Annotated in this window: 12 protein-coding genes; 11 read left to right on the top strand and 1 reads right to left on the bottom strand. The window is 72.3% G+C overall.

Going from position 1 to position 17,346, the window contains the following annotated elements:
- The first annotated feature begins 454 nt into the window (after nt 1-454).
- Genes ABZS66_RS28460 through ABZS66_RS28450 form a run of 3 tightly spaced genes read left to right on the top strand, consistent with a single transcriptional unit; the run spans nt 455 to nt 4,437 of the window.
- Nucleotides 455-1,426, top strand: coding sequence for an aminoglycoside phosphotransferase family protein (locus ABZS66_RS28460; RefSeq protein ID WP_354762838.1), 972 nt, complete (start codon nt 455-457; stop codon nt 1,424-1,426).
- A 27-nt stretch (nt 1,427-1,453) separates the two neighbouring features.
- Nucleotides 1,454-3,223, top strand: a complete 1,770-nt coding sequence (locus ABZS66_RS28455) for a PAS domain S-box protein (protein WP_354762836.1) — start codon at nt 1,454-1,456, stop codon at nt 3,221-3,223.
- 35 nt (nt 3,224-3,258) lie between these two features.
- Complete coding sequence (locus ABZS66_RS28450; protein ID WP_354762834.1) at nt 3,259-4,437, top strand: metallophosphoesterase; 1,179 nt, start codon at nt 3,259-3,261, stop codon at nt 4,435-4,437.
- Nucleotides 4,438-4,771: 334 nt separating this feature from the next.
- Here ABZS66_RS28450 and ABZS66_RS28445 read toward each other — a convergent pair whose 3' ends face one another.
- Nucleotides 4,772-5,056: a GlsB/YeaQ/YmgE family stress response membrane protein gene (locus ABZS66_RS28445; RefSeq protein ID WP_354762832.1), complete on the bottom strand. Its 285-nt coding sequence runs from the start codon at nt 5,054-5,056 to the stop codon at nt 4,772-4,774.
- A 247-nt stretch (nt 5,057-5,303) separates the two neighbouring features.
- Here ABZS66_RS28445 and ABZS66_RS28440 point away from each other — a divergent pair, with 247 nt between their 5' ends.
- The 8 genes from ABZS66_RS28440 (at nt 5,304) to ABZS66_RS28405 (ending at nt 17,286) form a co-directional block, all read left to right on the top strand.
- Nucleotides 5,304-5,861 (top strand): hypothetical protein, encoded by a 558-nt coding sequence (locus tag ABZS66_RS28440; RefSeq protein WP_354762830.1) that lies wholly within the window; start codon nt 5,304-5,306, stop codon nt 5,859-5,861.
- Nucleotides 5,858-7,219: an SPFH domain-containing protein gene (locus ABZS66_RS28435; RefSeq protein ID WP_354762828.1), complete on the top strand. Its 1,362-nt coding sequence runs from the start codon at nt 5,858-5,860 to the stop codon at nt 7,217-7,219. Before ABZS66_RS28440 ends, ABZS66_RS28435 begins: the two co-directional genes overlap by 4 nt.
- A gap of 56 nt (nt 7,220-7,275) precedes the next feature.
- Nucleotides 7,276-7,887, top strand: a complete 612-nt coding sequence (locus ABZS66_RS28430; RefSeq protein WP_354762826.1) for a PaaI family thioesterase — start codon at nt 7,276-7,278, stop codon at nt 7,885-7,887.
- Between the two features lie 99 nt (nt 7,888-7,986).
- Nucleotides 7,987-9,210 (top strand): cytochrome P450, encoded by a 1,224-nt coding sequence (locus tag ABZS66_RS28425; RefSeq protein ID WP_354762824.1) that lies wholly within the window; start codon nt 7,987-7,989, stop codon nt 9,208-9,210.
- Nucleotides 9,211-9,405: 195 nt separating this feature from the next.
- A complete protein-coding gene (locus ABZS66_RS28420; protein WP_354762822.1) occupies nt 9,406-13,227 on the top strand; it encodes a PA14 domain-containing protein in 3,822 nt (1,273 codons plus the stop codon).
- A 17-nt stretch (nt 13,228-13,244) separates the two neighbouring features.
- Nucleotides 13,245-15,338 (top strand): glycosyltransferase, encoded by a 2,094-nt coding sequence (locus tag ABZS66_RS28415; RefSeq protein WP_354762820.1) that lies wholly within the window; start codon nt 13,245-13,247, stop codon nt 15,336-15,338.
- Nucleotides 15,335-16,873 carry a glycosyltransferase family 39 protein gene (locus tag ABZS66_RS28410; RefSeq protein ID WP_354762818.1) on the top strand — a complete coding sequence of 513 codons (1,539 nt, stop codon included), beginning with the start codon at nt 15,335-15,337 and terminating at the stop codon, nt 16,871-16,873. Before ABZS66_RS28415 ends, ABZS66_RS28410 begins: the two co-directional genes overlap by 4 nt.
- Nucleotides 16,870-17,286 (top strand): GtrA family protein, encoded by a 417-nt coding sequence (locus ABZS66_RS28405; RefSeq protein ID WP_354762816.1) that lies wholly within the window; start codon nt 16,870-16,872, stop codon nt 17,284-17,286. The genes ABZS66_RS28410 and ABZS66_RS28405 overlap by 4 nt, the downstream gene beginning before the upstream one ends.
- The last annotated feature ends 60 nt before the right edge of the window (nt 17,287-17,346 follow it).

Genomic DNA, 17,346 nt, shown 5'->3' with positions numbered 1-17,346 from the left:
GGTCGACCGACCAACCCGCCGGACAGCACCCTCCACCTCCCGCGTCCGCCGCGCCGCGCCCTCCACTCCCCCACACCCCCCGACCTGCTGGGTCCGTGAGTTCGGTCGGTCGACCGACCTACCTGCCAGGCCGTGGACTCAGTCGGTCGACCGACCAACCGGGCGTAGGTCCGGTCAGCTGACCGACCAACCCGCAAGACCGTGAGTTCGGTCAGTCGACCGACCAACCCGCCGGGCAACACCCTCCGCCGCCCACGGGGGTGAGAGAGGGCGCAGGGCACGAAGGCAGAGGGCGTAGAAGGCAGCGGGCGCGGAGGGCGAGAGACGGACGGAGCAGAGAACGAAGGGCACATGCAGCAGAGGACCGACCACAGACGGCGGGAACACCCAGGAACGCCGCAACGCCCGGGAACACGGGACACCGCCGGCGACGCGGACGCCGTAGGGTGGCGGGGTGTCAGACGTGATCAGCCCGACCCAGCGCCAGCTGACCCCGCACGACGTGGCCGCCCTGCTCAAGGAGCGCTTCGAGCGGACCGTAGTCCACTGTGGACCGCTGTCGGGCGGGACGTTCGCGGCGGTCTGGCGGGTCACCCTCGACGACGGGACCGAGGCCGTGGTCAAGGTCGGGCCGCCGCCCGGGTGCCGGCTGCTGCGGTACGAGCTGGGGATCATCGCCGCCGAGGCCCGCTACTACCGGCTCGTGCGGCAGCATGCCCCCGGCGTGCCCGTCCCGCCGGTGCTGCACGCGGACGACGACGTCGTGGTGGTCGGGCTGCTGCCCGGGCGGCCGCTGACCGAACTGCCCGAGGGGACCGACGCCGGCGGCGTCCGCACGCAACTCGGGGCGGCGCTCAGGAAGCTGCACACCGTGACCGGGACCGCGTTCGGGTACGACGGCGGCGGCCGGGCCGGCGGCGCCACCTGGCGGGAGGCGTTCGCGAGCATGACCGCGGGTCTGCTGGCCGACGCGCGCGACTGGGGCGTCGAGCTGCCGGCGGGCGACGACGACATCCTGGCGACGATCGAGCGTCACGCAGACGCGCTCGACGAGGTGCAGCGGCCCGCGCTCGTGCACTTCGACCTGTGGGACGGCAACGTGCTGTGCCAGGACGGCGTGTTCACCGGGCTCGTCGACGGGGAGCGGTACTTCTGGGGCGACCCGCTGTACGACTTCGTCTGCACGGCGATCGGGCACCGCCTCGAGGACGAGCGCGACCACCCGGTCCTGCGCGGCTACCACGGCGGCACCGCGCCCGTGTTCACCGGCAGCGAGCGGACGCGGCTCGCGCTGTACCGCGTCCAGTTTCACCTGCTGCTCCTGGCGGAGATGCCGAGCCGGGCGATGGTCGGCGAGGTGGCGCGGGAGCGCCGGGCATGGGTCACCCCGTTGCTGGAACACGACCTGGAAACGCTGCGGGGCTGACCGGCCCCATGGTATAGAAGGTAAAGGATGTCGACAGGGCAACGGATCACGGCCACCTACGTCGCTTTGCTGGCGGCGTTCCTCAGCGTGCTGCTCATCGCCCCGCAGTACGACTCCGTGGCCTGGGCCGGCATCGGCACCTGCGGCGCCGTGGCCGTCGTCGTCGGCATCCTGCGGCAGCGGCCGGAGCGCTCGGGCGCCTGGTGGGCCCTGGCCGCCGCGCTGCTGGCCATGATGGTCGGCGACTTCACCTACGGTCTGGTCTCGCAGGCCACCGACCCGCCGCCGCTGGCCAGCGCCGCCTATCTGCTGATGTTCCCGATCGTGGCGGCCGCGCTCATCGGCCTGACCCGCCAGACGGCGACCCTCGACGACCGTTCGCGCCTGCTCGACCTGCTGGCGCTCGGCTGCGCCGCGCTGCTGGCCGGCTGGGTGTTCATCGGCGGCCCGCGGCTCGACGTCGGCGGCGTGAGCGCGTCGGAGTGGTCAGTCCAGGCCGCGTACACGCTCGGTGACGTCGTCGTCCTCGTCGTCACCGTCCGGCTCGTCACCGCCGGGCGGCGCAACCCGGCCGCGGTCCTGCTCGCCGCCGGCGCCGCCGGGATGCTGGTGGGCGACGTCGCGTACGGCGTCGCGCAGGCCCACGGCGGGCTGGCCCCGGGCGGCCCGGCCGACCTGGCGTACGCGGTGCTGTACGCGGCCTGGGGTGCCGCCGCGCTCCAGCCGTCGATGGTCCAGCTCACCGCACCCGCGGGCGGTGCCCTGCGCCGCGGCCGTGAGCCGGGCGCCGGCCTCGGCATGGTCGTGCTCCTCGTGTCCGTCGCCTTTGCTCCATTGGTACTGCTGGTGCAGGCGATGACCGGCGAGGTCAGCGACGGCCCGGTGATCGCGATCGGGTTCGGCATCACCCTGGCGCTGCTGGTCATCCGGCTCAGCGACGCCGTCGGCAAGCACGCCGGCGCACTGCGCCGCGAGCAGGCGCTGCGCCGGGCCGGCACGGTCCTCGTCGGCGCCACCGACGCGGGCGCGGTCGCGTCGGCCGTGCGGTCGGCCGTCGGCACCCTGCTGCCCGCCGACGCCCCGCACGACATCGTCCTCGACTTCAGCCTCACCGACCTGCTGCCGCTGGGCGAGCTGTCGGCGCCGCGGATCGTGCCCGTCGCCGACATCGCGCCGCTGTGGGCCGAGCGGTTCGACGGCTTCGACCATGTCATGGTGTGCCCGCTCGACGCCGGCGTGCTGTACGTCGCCGCCGACCGCGAGGACCTGCTCACCGTCCTCGACGCGGTGTCCGTGCTGGCCGGGCAGGCCGCGCTCGCGCTGGCCCGGATCAGCCTCACCGACGCCGCGAGCCGCCGCGACAGCGACGACTACCTGCGGGCCGTCACCGCGCACTCCAACGACGTCGTGCTGGTGCTCGACGACGACGAGCGGGTGCGGTACACCAGCCCGTCCGTCACCGACGTCCTGGGGGTCTGGCCGACGCCGTTCGCCACGCTCAAGGAGATCGTCGACCCCGAGGACCGCGCCCAGGTCGCCCGCACCGTCGAGCGGGCCCGCGCCGGCGAGCGGGACAGCACCCGCGACACCTGGAGCCTGGCCCGCCCCGACGGCACCCGCGTGCTCGTCGAGGTCGTGTTCCGCGACCTGCGCGACGACCGGCTCGTGCGCGGCATGGTGGTCACGATGCGGGACGTCACCGCGGCCCGCCGCCACGAGCACGAGCTCTTACGCCGCACGTTCGGCGACACCGCCGCCGCCCAGAACCGGGACAGCTCGGCCCGCAAGTTCCACTGAGGATCTTCACAGGATCCGCGTGGCATGCTTCAAGGATGGCGACGACTGAAGCGGTACCGGCACCGCGGCGCAGGTCACTCCTCCGGCCGCTGACGTTCGGCCTCACCCTCACGGCCGTGCTGGCGCTGCTCTTCGGCGTGCCGTGGTGGTCGCTCGTCGTCTCCGGCAACGCCTGGCCCACCCCGGTGGTGGCCGCCGGCACCGTGCTGTTCGCCGGCGCCGCCGTCGCCTTCCCGCTGCTCATGATCCTCGGCCACGCCCGCCACAACGACGTGGCCGCCCGCATCGGCGACACCATCCTCGGCGCCATCTGGATCCTGTTCGTCTGGGCGCTCGCCGGCGACGTGCTGCGGCTCGTCCTGCTGGCCTCCGGTGTCGACGACCCGGTGCGGTCCCGGGTCACCGCCGCCTTCACCGCGGTGGTCTCCGTCACCATCGGGATCTGGGGGTACCTCGAGGCGATGCGCATCCCGCGCGTCCGCCGCGTGACGGTGACGATCCCCCGCCTCGGCGCGGGCCTGGACGGCCTCCGCGTGGTCCTGCTCACCGACACCCATTACGGCCCGATCGACCGCGTCCGCTGGTCCCGCGGCGTGACCGAGGCGGTCAACGCGCTCGACCCCGACATCGTCGCGCACACCGGCGACATCGCCGACGGCACCGTCGCCCAGCGCACCGGGCAGGCCGCCCCGCTCGCCGACATCCGGGCCCGCTACGCGCGGGTGTACGTGACGGGCAACCACGAGTACTTCGGCGAGGCCGACGGCTGGCTCAGCCACATGCAAACTCTGGGCTGGGAGCCGCTGCACAACCGCCACGTCCTGGTGACCCGCGGCGGCGACTCCCTGGTCGTCGCCGGCGTCGACGACCGCACCGCGGCCGGCACCGGCCTGCCCGGCCACCGCGCCGACCACGAGGCCGCCCTGGCCGGTGCCGACCCGGCGCTGCCGGTCCTGCTGCTGGCCCACCAGCCGAAGCAGATCGACGCGGCCGTCACCCACGGCGTCGACCTCCAGCTGTCCGGCCACACCCACGGCGGCCAGATCTGGCCGTTCCACTACCTGGTCCGCCTCGACCAGCCGGTCGTGCAGGGCCTGACCCGCCACGGCGCCCGCACCCAGCTGTTCACCAGCCGCGGCACCGGCTTCTGGGGCCCGCCGTTCCGCGTCTTCGCCCCAAGCGAGATCACCGAACTGACCCTGCGCACCGCCTGACCCAGGCCACGGTCCCGACCGCGCGGTATTCCTGAGGGGAACAAGGATTCCGGTCAGGAATACCGCGCGAAGCACACACCCACCACCGCCCACGCAAGCGACGAAACCCGGGACCGTGGGAACACGAGAGCACGGAAACCCCGGGAGCACGAGAACCCGCGGGAACGCGGGAGCATGTAAGCCCCGAGGTGCGGAGACCGAAAGCCCGGAGACGTAGAAGCGCGGAAGCCTGCGAACCCGCCAGCCCAGGAGCCCGCAGGCCCAGGAAATCGCGAACCCGCAGGCCGTCGCCGGCGGTGCCCGGGCGGGCCGGGCGCCGTCAGCGGGGACTACGTCAGCGTTCGATGGCTCGGCGGTCGCGGCCGCCGCGGATGCCGTCCACGGCCGCCACGCCGCCCGCGGCGAAGGCGACCTGGAGCGCGAGCTCGATCCAGTCGATGCCGGCCGTGTTGGCCACGCCGAAGATCGCGGCGACGAACGTGCCGAGCAGCGCGGCCACCACGCCGATGAGGAGGGTGAGCCAGAAGCCGATCTGCTGGCGGCCGGGCAGGACCAGGCGCCCCAGCGCGCCGATGATCAGGCCGATGACGAGTGCGGTGAAGATGCCGGAGATCTCCATGATCCCCCGTCCCTTCCGGACAGCCCACGACCCGCCGATCGGATCCGGCCGCCACATCGATCGTAGGGCCGCCCGGCCGCCCTGCCCTCGGGGACAACCCTGAGTCACCGGGCCCGGCGGAACGTGACGTACGTCGCTCGAATCGGGGACCACCCGCCGGTGCCGCGCGGGCTTACATTCAGGACTGTGGGTCCCGGCGCCGTGCCGCCGGATCCGACGGGGAAGGCGCGCGAGGCGAATGAGCGCCGTGACGCTCACGTTTCTGGCCATAGGCGGGCTCAGCCTGCTGATGGGACTGCTGTCGTTGCGGTTCCGGCATCTCCCGAAGGTCCTCAGAGGACGGCGTAGCGGGTTCGGCTGGCCCGCCGTCAGCGGGTTCACCGGCGTGTTCGGGTTCGGCGGCGCCATCGCCGTCGAGGTGGCCGGCTGGGGCGGCGCCAGAGCGGCGCTGCTGGGGAGCGTTGCCGGGCTCGCCGCCGGCATTCCCGCCGCCTGGCTCACGGGGCGGTTCGTCGCCGCCGTGGCCGGGATGCCGACCGACGCCACGCCGCACAGCGCCGGTCTCGTCGGGGCGACCGGCGTGGTGATCAGCGAGGTGCCGGCCGGCGGGCTCGGGCAGGTGCGGCTGTCGTACCACGGGCAGCCGATGAGGTTCCACGCGCGGGCGGACCGGCCGCTCGCCCTCGGCGTGACCGTGGTCGTGATCGGGGTCAACAGCCCCACCAGCGTCCACGTCGCGCCGCTCGACGAGTTCCTGAAGCTCGACGCAAGGCTCGACCAGAAGGAGGTCGACGAAAGACCATGACACCCCTGGTAATCGCGATCGGCGGGCTCGCCCTGCTCGCCGTGCTCGTCGTCGCGTCCGTGCTGGCCCGCGTACGGGTCGCCGGGCCGAACGAGGCGTTCATCGTGACCGGCCGCAAGGGCCGCTCGGTCACGGCCGCCGACGGCAGCGTGACCACCGACCTGTCCGGGCAGAAGGTCGTGATGGGCGCCGCCGTCTTCGTGCTGCCGGTCGTGCAGCGGCTGCACGTGCTCGACCTGTCCAGCCGGGAGATCCCGGTCCAGGTCACCGCGGCCGTGAGCAAGCAGGGCATCCGCTGCGACGCCGACGCCGTCGCGATCGTCAAGGTCGGCGGCACCGCGGAGATGATCCGCCCGGCCGCGCAGCGGTTCCTGCACCAGCAGTCACGCATCGAGGCGTTCACCGCGCAGGTCCTCGCCGGGGCGCTGCGCTCGGTCATCGGCCGGCTCACCGTCGAGGAGATCATCCGCGACCGGGCCGGGTTCGCCGCGCACGTGGCCGAGGAGGCCGAGCGGACGCTGACCCACCAGGGGCTGGTGCTCGACGTGTTCCAGCTCGAGGACATCCGCACCGCCGGCACCTACCTGGAGGACCTCGGCCGCCCCGAGGCCGCCCGGGTGCACAGGGCGGCCGCGGTCGCCGAGGCTCAGGCCCGGCAGAACGCCGAGCAGGAGCGGATGCGGGCGGAGGAGGTGATCGCCGAGGCGGAGCGCAACCTGGCGGTGAAGAAGGCCGCGGTCCAGGCGGAGATCGACGCCGCCAACGCGCGCTCCGCCAGCGCCGGGCCGATCGCGCAGGCCGAGAAGGAGCAGTCGGTGCTGGCCGAGCGGCAGAAGGTGGCCGAGCAGGCGGCCGAGCTGCGCCAGCGCCAGCTGGACGTGGAGGTCCGCCGGCCGGCCGACGCGGCGCGGTACCAGGTGGAGCAGGAGGCCGAGGCGGAACGGGCCCGGCGCGGCGCGGCGGCGGAGGCGCTGCGGCTGGAGGCCGCCGCTGAGGCCCAGGCGATCCTGGCCCGCGGCGAGGCGGAGGCCGCCGCGATGCGGGCCCGGGGCGAGGCCGAGGCGGCGGCGATGCGGGCCAAGGCCGAGGCGTTCGGCGGGTACGGCCAGGCCGCCGTCCTGGACCTGCTGGTCCGGGTCCTGCCGGAGGTCGTCGACGCGGCCAGCCGCCCGATCGGCGAGATCGACACGATGACGGTCATCTCGACCGACGGTGCGACGGCGCTCACGAAGTCGGTGGCGGCGAACGTCGCCCAGGGCCTGCAGCTCGGCACCGACCTCACCGGTGTCGACCTGCGCGCCCTGCTCGCCGGCCTCGCCGGCGAGGCCCGGATCCCGCGACAACGGGCCGACGGTTGAGGCGGATCCATCACACTTCCTCCCGTCCGGCCGCCCGCCCGGCGGACACTGCGGGGATGAGCGAGCCCGGCAACATCGGCGGCTTCCGGCCGCGCACGTACCGCACCGACGGCGGCGGCCCGGACTTCGGCCGCATGATCGAGGCGCTGCGCCGGGTCCAGGAGGGCATCACCGCGGCGGACGCCCCCGAGGCGGTCGTCACCGAGATCGCCGACATGCTGGAGAAGATCGCCGCCGCGGCCGAGACGTACGAGGTGGACGAGCACGCGATGATCGCGGGCCGCCGGTCGGACCTGATCGGCCGGGGGCAGGCGCTCATCCCGCCGCTGGAGTACGACGAGTGGGACGAGCAGCACGTCGTGGTCCGCCTCACCATGGGCCGCTACTACCTCGGCGCGAACGGCGCCGCCCACGGCGGGGTCATCCCGCTGGTCTTCGACGAGGTGCTGGGCCGGCTGGCCAACACCGGCCGGCCGGTCTCGCGCACCGCGTACCTGCACGTCAACTACCGCTCGATCACCCCGATCGGCGCGCCGCTGCGGATCACCGGCACGGTCGACCGGATCGAGGGCCGCAAGCGGTTCGTGACCGCGACCCTGCACCACGGCGACACCCTGTGCGCCGACGGGGAGGCCCTGTTCGTCGCCCTCAACCCAGGTCAGCCGTAGGCCCTGTCCTGGAGCCCGGCCGTTGACCTTCTTGGTACCGTGTAGTACCAAGAAGGGATGGCGGGGACGGGGTTGCGGTGGGCTACCAAGCACGGGTTCATGCGGATGGCCGTCCGGCGCGCCGCGCGGCGGGGGGACCGGCTGGCGGGGTTCTTCCACGACCCCGCCGTCCGGGCCGACCCGTACCCGTTCTACGACCGGGTCCGTGACGCCGGTCCGGTCGTGCGCGGCGAGCTCATGCTGGCGACCGCGCGGCACGACGTCGCCTCGGCCGTCCTGCGCAGCGACGCGTTCGGGGTCGGGGTCAGCGAGCGGCGCCTGCCGACCGGCGTCGCCCTGCTGTTCCGGCTCAGCCGCCGCACGTCGCCGATCGGACCGGTCGATCCCCCGTCAATGCTCGTCGTCGATCCCCCGGACCACACGCGGTACCGCCGCCTCGTCGCGAAGGTGTTCACCGCCCGCGCCATCGAGGGGCTGCGGCCGCGGATCGAGCAGACCTGCGAGGAGCTACTGCGGGACAAGCCGGCGGAGCTCGTCGCCGACTACGCCGCGCTGCTGCCGGTGACGGTGATCGCCGACATCCTCGGCGTGCCGCAGGAGATGCGCCGGCAGTTCCTGGCGTGGGGCGCCGCGGCCGCGCCGACGCTCGACATCGGCCTGGGTTTCCGGGTGTACCGCCGGACCGAGCGCGGCATCAAGGCGAGCAACGACTGGCTGCGCGGCCACTTCGCGCGCCTGCGCGCAGCGCCCGGCGACGACCTGCTGAGCAGGCTCGTCCACCTGGAAGGCGAGCAACTCACCGACGACGAGCTGCTCGCCACGGCCGGGCTGCTGCTGGCCGCCGGGTTCGAGACCACGGTGAACCTGCTCGGCAGCGGCGCCGCCCTGCTCATGCGCCACCCCGAGCAGCTGGAGCTGCTGCGGGCCGAGCCGGCGCGCTGGCCCGGTGCGGTCGAGGAGATGCTGCGGTACGACTCGCCGGTGCAGAGCACGGCCCGGATCTGCCGGCGGGAGACCGGGGTCGGCGGCGTCACCGTCCGGCCCGGCCAGGTGATCGTGCCGATGCTCGGCGGGGCCAACCGCGACCCGGCCGTGTTCGCCGACCCGGCCCGGTTCGACGTGACCCGGGCCAACGCCCGCGAGCACCTGTCGTTCTCCGGTGGGGTGCACTACTGCCTCGGCGCCGCCCTGGCCCGCCTGGAGGGCGAGATCGGCCTGCGGATGCTCTTCGAGCGGTACCCCGGCCTGCGGGAAAACGGCGTGGCCCATCGACGGCCGACGCGTGTACTGCGCGGATACGAATCGTTACCGGTAACGACCTGACGACCGGCGTGTTTCCGGCCGGGCAATTCGGCCGTACACCGCGACGGCCGAAACAACGTCGACCCAATATCGTCACCGCGCATTCCCGGAATCGCTATTGCCGCCTTACACGGGCACCCCACGATTTGCCGCGGTGGCCGATTCGTGGGGTGAGCCGTGCGGAAGTACCTGGCTTTTGTCATATTGCTGACACTCGTGGCGTCGCTCGTCGGGCCGATGCCACCGGCGCGTGCCGCAACCCCGCCCGGATTCGCCACGCAGCTCGTCGTCGGCGCCGGACTCGACGGCCCGAGCGGATTCGAGATCGCCCCGGACGGCCGCATTTTCATCCTGGAACGCACCGGGAAAATCAAGATCTTCAAGGACGGGCACCTGCTCACGCAGCCCTTCGCCGACCTGCCGTCGGAGGCGTCGGGTGACCGCGGGCTCATCGGCATCGCATTCGATCCCGGTTTCGGCGTCGCGAACCACTATGTCTACTTTTATTACACGGGGCACGACCTGCTGAATCACCTGGTGCGTTTCGACGCTTCCGGCGATATCGGCACCGACGGCCCGTACACCATTTTTCAGACACAGTCGCCCTCGCAGCTGCTGCACGTCGGCGGCTCCATCCGGTTCGGCCCCGACGGCAAGCTGTACTTCGCCGTCGGCGACAACGGATACCCGCCGAACGCGCAGGACCTGTCCAACCCGCACGGCAAGATCCTGCGCATCAATCCCGACGGATCGATTCCGGCGGACAACCCGTTCGCCGGGCAGCCGGGAAAGCTCGGCGCGATCTGGGCATATGGTTTCCGCAACCCGTGGCGGTTCCAGTTCGACAGCGCGACCGGGCGGCTCTACTCCGGCGACGTCGGCGACTACACGTGGGAGGAGCTCAACCTCGTCGTCAAGGGCGGCAACTACGGCTGGCCGGTCCACGAGGGCCGCTGCACCACGGGCTGCGCCGGCTACCGCGACCCGCTGACCGCCTACAACCACGACGGGGGCAGCGGCGCGGTCACCGCCGGCCCGGTCTACCGCGGCTCGCAGTTCCCCCCGGAGTACCAGGGCAGCCTGTTCTTCGGCGACTACTCCCGCGGCTTCATCAAGCAGGCGCTGCTCGACGACGCCGGCCAGATCACCCAGGTCCGCGACTTCGACGCCGACGCGGGCAGCGTCGTCGACCTCAAGGTGGCGCCCGACGGGTCGCTGTACTACATCACCTACTTCCCCGGCCAGCTCTACCGCGTCTCCTACAGCCTGGCCGGCAGCTCGCCGGTGGTGAAGGCCGGCTCGGACTCGACCGGCGGCGAGGCGCCGCTGACCGTGCACTTCTCCAGCGCCGGCACGAGCGATCCGGACGGCGACGACCTGCAGTACCACTGGGATCTCGGCGACGGCAGCACGAGCACCGCCGCCAACCCGGTGAAGACCTACACCGCGGTCGGCGTGTATCCGGTGACGCTCAGCGTTTCCGACGGGCAGAACACGGTGACATCGAGACCCATCGTGATCCAGGTCGGCACCCCGCCGACGGTGACGATCGCGGCGCCGGTCGACGGGGCCAGGTACGACTCGGGCGACACCATCACCTACAACGTGTTCGGCAACGACGCCGCCGGGTTCGACGTCAGCGACGGCGACCTGAAGACCGAGGTCTTCCTGCACCACAACACCCACCTGCACCCGTTCGTCGGGCCGCTGACCGGCCGGGTCGGCACGTTCACGATCCCGACCACGGGCGAGGCGTCCGCCGACACCTGGTTCGAGCTCAAGGTGACCGCGACCGACCGCAACGGCCTGTCGACCAGCAGGTCCACGTTCATCTACCCGAACACGTCGGTGATGACGTTCAGGACGAACCCGCCGGGCCTCGGGCTGACCCTCGACGGTGTGCCGATCCCGACGCCCGACGCGGTGCACGGCGTCACCGGCTTCAAACGGGAGATCGCGGCCCCGCCGACCGCGGTCGACGCGAACGGCACCGTGTACCACTTCACCGGCTGGTCCGACGGCGGCGCGATCCGGCACTTCGTCACCACGCCGGCGACGGACGCGACGTGGACCGCGAACTACGCGCCGTCGGCGCCGTTCACCGCCGAGTTCTTCAACAACCAGAACCTGCAGGGTTCGCCGGTGCTGGTCCGGGAGGACCCGAAGGTCGACTTCATCTGGTCGACCGACTCCCCCGGTCCCGGCGTCGACCCGGACCATTTCTCCGCCCGCTGGTCGAAGCGGGAGTTCTTCGCCGCCGGCCGTTACCGGTTCACGATCGCCTCCGACGACGGCGCCCGGCTGTACATCGACGACCAGCTCGTCATCGACCAGTGGCACGACCAGGGCCCGACCGCCTACGACCACGTCGCCGACCTCGCCGCCGGGGAGCACGCGATCCGGCTGGAGTTCTACGACAACGTCGTCGACGCGAGCGCGAAGCTCACCTGGGAGACGACGCCGGACCAGCCGCGCGACGTGTTCCTGGCCGAGTACTGGAACACGCCCGGCGCCGGCTCCGCGCCGACGATCCCGGCCACCCGGCCGCAGCTGAGCCGCGACGAGGCCGTCGTCGACCACGACTGGGGGCTCGGCTCGCCCGATCCCGCGATCGACGCCGACCACTTCGTCGCCCGGTACACGCGATCCGTGACCCTCACCGCCGGGATCTACGACTTCACCACGGCCAGCGACGACGGCGTGCGGCTGTGGGTCGACGGGCAGAAGGTGATCGACCACTGGGGCGACCAGGGCGTCACCGAGTACTCGGCGAGCCTGGTGCTCGGCGCCGGCGCGCACACGATCGTCATGGAGTACTACGAGAACGCGGCCGGCGCCCTGGCCCGCCTGGCCTGGACCCGTACGGCGGACATCCCGCCCGCTCCACAGTGGACCGCCCGCTACTGGAACACGCCCGGCGCCGGGAGCGCCCCGGCGATCCCGGACCGCGTTCCCGACCTCTCCCGCCCGGAGAACGCGATCCAGCTCGACGGCTCCCCCGGCGGTGGCATCGGCGACGACCACTTCGTCGGCGTGTGGACCCGCACCGACGTGCTGCCGTCCGGCCTGTACCGGTTCTCCGGCACCGCCGACGACGGGATCCGCGTGTTCGTCGACGGGCAGCCCGTGGTCGACAAGTGGCGGGAGCAGAACGAGGCGTTCACCGGCGACAAGCTGCTCCTCGGCGGCCCGCACGAGATCCGGGTCGAGTACTACGAGAACGCCGCCGGGAACCAGCTGCACCTGACCTACCAGCGGGTCGGCGACGTCACCTCGCCGCCCGGCTGGGACGGCGCCTACTACGCGGGCACCGCGCTCGAGGGCACCGCCGCGATCGTGCGCCAGGACTCGGCCGTCGACTTCGACTGGGGTACCGGCGCCCCCGGCCCCGGCCTGCCGGCCGACGGCTGGTCGGCCCGCTGGACCCGCACCGACACCCTCGCCGCCGGCGTCTACACGTTCCGGGTCGTCGCCGACGACGGCGTCCGGCTGTACGTCGACGGCGTGCTGGTCCTCGACGAGTGGCGCAACCAGCCCCCGACGACGTTCGTCGTGCAGCGCAACCTCGCCGAGGGCGCCCACGTCATCGTCGCCGAGTACTACGAGCAGGCGGCCGGCGCCATCGCCCGCGTCAGCTACGACAAGACCGCCGATCCGCCGCCACCGACCCCGTGGACGGCCTCCTACTACGCCGGAACGAGCCTCGCGGGCGAACCCCTGCTGACCCGCGACGAGGCGGACATCGACTTCGACTGGGGCGACGGCGCCCCGGTCGCGGGCGTGCCCGCCGACGGCTTCTCCACCCGCTGGACCAGGACCGACCACCTGGCCGGCGGCACGTACCGCATCACCGCCACCAGTGACGACGGCATCCGGGTCTCCATCGACGGTGCCGTGGTGATCGACGGCTGGTCCGACCATCCGCCGACCACCTACACGTACGAAACCGCCCTGACCGAAGGCGACCACACGATCACGGTCGAGTACTTCGACAGCGGCGGCGGCGCACTGGCGCGCTGTTCGGTCATCCGGTTGTAGCGACCAAGGAGATTCGCGTGAAGGCCACCATCGTCATCCCCTGCCGACATGAGGAAGACAACGTAGGCCCCCTGATCGAACGGTTGTCCGCAGTCCTCACCGACGTCGAGCTGCTCTTCGTCGACGACAGCGACAACGACCGTACCGTCGACGCCATCACCCTCGCCGCGGCCGAACTGGAGCGTGACGACCTGCGGGTCCGCGTCTTCCACCGGACCGGCGCGCAGCGGGTCGGCGGCCTGGCCGGCGCGGTCGTCGACGGCTACCGGCGGGCCCGCGCCACGAAGGCCCTCGTCATGGACGCCGACCTGCAGCACCCGCCGGAGCTGGTGCCGGCGATGCTGGCCGCGCTCGACGACCACGACCTGGTGATGGCCAGCCGGTACCGCGAGGGCGGCAGCAGCGGCGGCCTCGACGGCCCGCTGCGCAAGGTCGTGTCGACCGGCTCGACGATCCTGGCCCGGGTCGCGTTCCCGGTCGCCCTGCGCGGCGTCACCGATCCCATGACCGGCTTCTTCGGCATCAGGCTGGACAAGGTCGATCCCGACCGGCTGCGGTCCCGCGGGTTCAAGATCCTGCTGGAGATCCTGGCCCGCTATCCGCGGCTGCGGCGCACCGAGGTGCCGCTCGACTTCGGCCAGCGCCTGGCCGGGGCCAGCAAGGGCGACGTGCGGCAGGGGATGCTGTACCTGCGGCAGCTCCCGTGGCTGCGCCTGGCCACCTGGCTGGGCAGCCCGGTGACGCGCTGGGCCGCCGGCCTGGCGCTCATCGCCGCCGCGACCGTGGGCCTCGTCGTCTCGCCGCTGTCCGGCGCGGCCGTCCTGGCCCTGCTCGTCACCGCGGTCGCCCTGTACAACACCGTCGTCGGCGCCCTGGAGGTGCGCTGGCGCCTCTACGGCTGGCGGACCCCGGAGGCGGTCGAGCAGATGCGCTGGCCCGCCGCCGGGGAACAGGAGCACCGGGAACGGTTCTCCATCATCGTTCCCGCGCTGCACGAGGAGTTCGTCATCGCCGGCACCCTGCGCCACCTCCTGGAACAGGACTACGGCGACTACGAGATCCTGGTGTCGCTGTGCGAGGGCGACGACGCCACCATCGCCGAGGTCTCCCGCGTGCAGGCGAACTACGACCCCGGGAACCGGGTGCGCACCGTCGTGCGCCCGTACGTGAAGTCCAACAAGCCGCGGCAGCTCAACGCCGCCCTCGCCGTGTCCACCGGCACGGTCATCGGCGTGGTCGACGCCGAGGACGACGTCGCTCCGCAGCTGCTCACCCGGGTCAACACGCTGCTGGTCCGCACCGACGCCGACGTCGTGCAGGGCGGGGTGCAGCTCATGACGCTCGGCCGGCGGGTGCGCGACTGGTTCAAGGTGCACAACGTCATGGAGTACTTCTTCTGGTTCACCAGCCGCATGTTCTACCAGGTGCGGACCGGGTTCGTGCCGCTCGGCGGCAACACCGTGTTCATCCGGCGGGAGCTGCTGGAGAAGGCCGGCGGCTGGCCCGACAACCTCACCGAGGACTGCGCGCTCGGCGTCCTGCTGTGCACGCGGTACAACGCGCGGGTCGTCGCCGCGTACGAGCCCGAGCTGGCCACGCGCGAGGAGGTGCCGCAGACGATCGGCGACCGCAAGGCCGGGTCGCTGTTCTGGCAGCGGGTCCGCTGGAACCAGGGCTTCCTGAGCATCCTGCTCGAGGGCCGCTGGTCGACGCTGCCGACGCTGCGCCAGCGGATGCTCGCCGGCTACATCCTGGCCACGCCGTTCCTCCAGGCGTTCTCCGCGCTGCTGCTGCCGCTGTCGATCGCGACCATCGTCTGGCTCAAGGTGCCGGTGTTCGTGGCGATGCTCATGTACGCGCCGTTCGTGCCGATCCTCATCACGCTCGCCACGCAGCTCCTCGGGCTGCGCGAGTTCGCCCGCGCCTACAAGCAGAAGGTGCTGTGGCGCCACTACGCGTTCCTGCTCGTCGGGGCGCCGGTCTACCAGTGGGTGCTCATGGGCGCCGCGTTCTGGGCCGTGTGGCAGCACGTCGACGGCAACACCACCTGGCACAAGACCGCGCACGGCGGCCACCACCGCCCGGCGCTCGCCGTGGAGGCCGCCGCATGACCGCAGTTCTCGAAGTCGAGCGCAGTCCGGTCCGCGCTCCGCTCGAGCAGGACGCTCCTCGTGGGTCGCGCTGGCGGTACCACCGCAAAAGCCTCCTGATCCTGGGACCGCTGCTGCTCGTGGCCGGGCTCGTCAACGGCTGGAACCTGCACGGCTGGCCCGGCCGGATCAACGACGACGAGGGCACCTACGTCAACCAGGCGTGGGCCATGCTCGACCACGGCGCGCTCTCCCACTACACCTACTGGTACGACCACCCGTTCCTCGGCTGGGCCATCATCGCCGGCTACGCCGGGCTCACCGACGGCTTCGACCGCGCGCCCAGCGCCGTCATGGTCGGCCGGGAGGTCATGCTCCTCGCCGTGCTGGTCAGCTGCGCGCTGCTGTTCCTGCTGGCCCGCCGGCTGCGGCTGAACCGCGGCTGGGCGGCCGTCGCGGTCGCGCTGTTCGCGCTGTCGCCGCTGGCCGTGTACTTCCACCGCATGGTGTTCCTGGACAACCTGGCCACCATGTTCGTGCTGGCCGCCCTCGCGGCGGCGGCGTCGCCCCGGCGCAGCGTCGCGGCGGCGCTGTGGAGCGCCGTCTGGTTCGCCTCGGCCGCGCTGTGCAAGGAGACCATCGTCATCCTGCTCCCGGCGCTGGTCTGGCTGCTGGTCCAGCACACCCACAAGCGGACCCGGGTGTGGAACCTCGGCGTCTTCTTCGTCTCCTTCGGCGTGCTCGTCGCGTCGTACCCGGTCTTCGCCCTGCTCAAGAACGAGCTGCTACCCGGCGAGGGCCACGTCAGCCTGACCTGGTCCCTGTGGTGGCAGCTCTTCGGCCGGTCGGGCAGCGGGAGCCTGCTGGACCCGTCGTCGGGCACGTTCAGCCTGGCCACGTCCTGGACCGACCTCGATCCCTGGCTCCTTCTTTCAGGTGTACTGCTGGTGCCGGCGGGCCTCGCCGTGGCCCGGCTGCGCCCGATCGGCATCGCGCTGCTCATCCAGGTGGTGATGATGTGCCGCGGCGGCTACATGCCGTTCGCCTACGTCATCGCGCTGCTCCCGTTCGCGGCCCTGCTGATCGCCGGCACCGGCGACGTGGTGTGGCGGCGGGCCCTGGTGTGGCGCGGCATGCCGCTGTCCCGGCTCGCGGCCGGCGTCGCCGCGCTCGTCGCGGCGGTGCTCGTCGTACCGGCCTGGGCGTCGACGATGGTCGAGCAGTCCCGCGTCGACGGCAGCGCCAACTCCCGCGCCGCCACCCGCTGGGTCGTCGAGCACGTCCCGCGCGACGCGGTGGTCGTCACCGACGACTACATCTGGATGGACCTGAAGCTGGCCGGCTTCACCAAGCCGGTCTGGCTGTGGAAGGTGGACACCGACCCTGAGGTGATGGAGACAGTGCTTCCCGCGGGGGTGGCGTCGATCGACTACGTCGTCATGGCCGACCAGGCCGAGTCGACCCTCGCCCAACTGCCGACGCTCCAGACCGGCATCACGGAGTCCACGGTGGTGGCCCGCTTCGGCGAGATCGTCGTGCGGCAGGTGCACGCGTGACCCGACTCCTGCGGCTCGCCGGCTTCGGCGCGGCCGGCGCCTCCGGCGTGCTGCCGAACCTGGCCGTCATGTGGCTGCTCGTGGACCACCTCCACGTGCACTACCTGCCGGCCGCGGTCGTGGCGACGGAGGTGGCGATCTGCTGGAACTTCGTCCTCGTCGACCTGGTGGTGTTCCGGGCCCGCCGGGACCGGCCGTGGCCGGCCCGCTTCGCACGGTTCGTGCTGCTGAACAACGCCGACCTGGCGGTGCGCCTGCCGCTGCTGGCGGTGCTGGTCGCCTGGTGGGGCGCGAACGAGCTGCTGGCGAACCTGGCCACGCTGCTGGTCGCGTTCGTGCTGCGGTTCGGCATCACCGACCGCTTCATCTACCGCCGCCCGCCGGTGCTCGTGGAGTCCGGCACGACGGTGTAGGCACGACTTCCTCGCGGCGGCCCGCTCACGGGCCGCCGCGCTGTGCCGGCCGGCCGGGTC

This window comes from Dactylosporangium sp. NPDC005572, assembly GCF_040605515.1.
Lineage (GTDB): Bacteria > Actinomycetota > Actinomycetes > Mycobacteriales > Micromonosporaceae > Dactylosporangium.
Note: the sequence above shows the minus strand (reverse complement) of the source record. Positions and strands in the feature narration are given on the sequence as shown.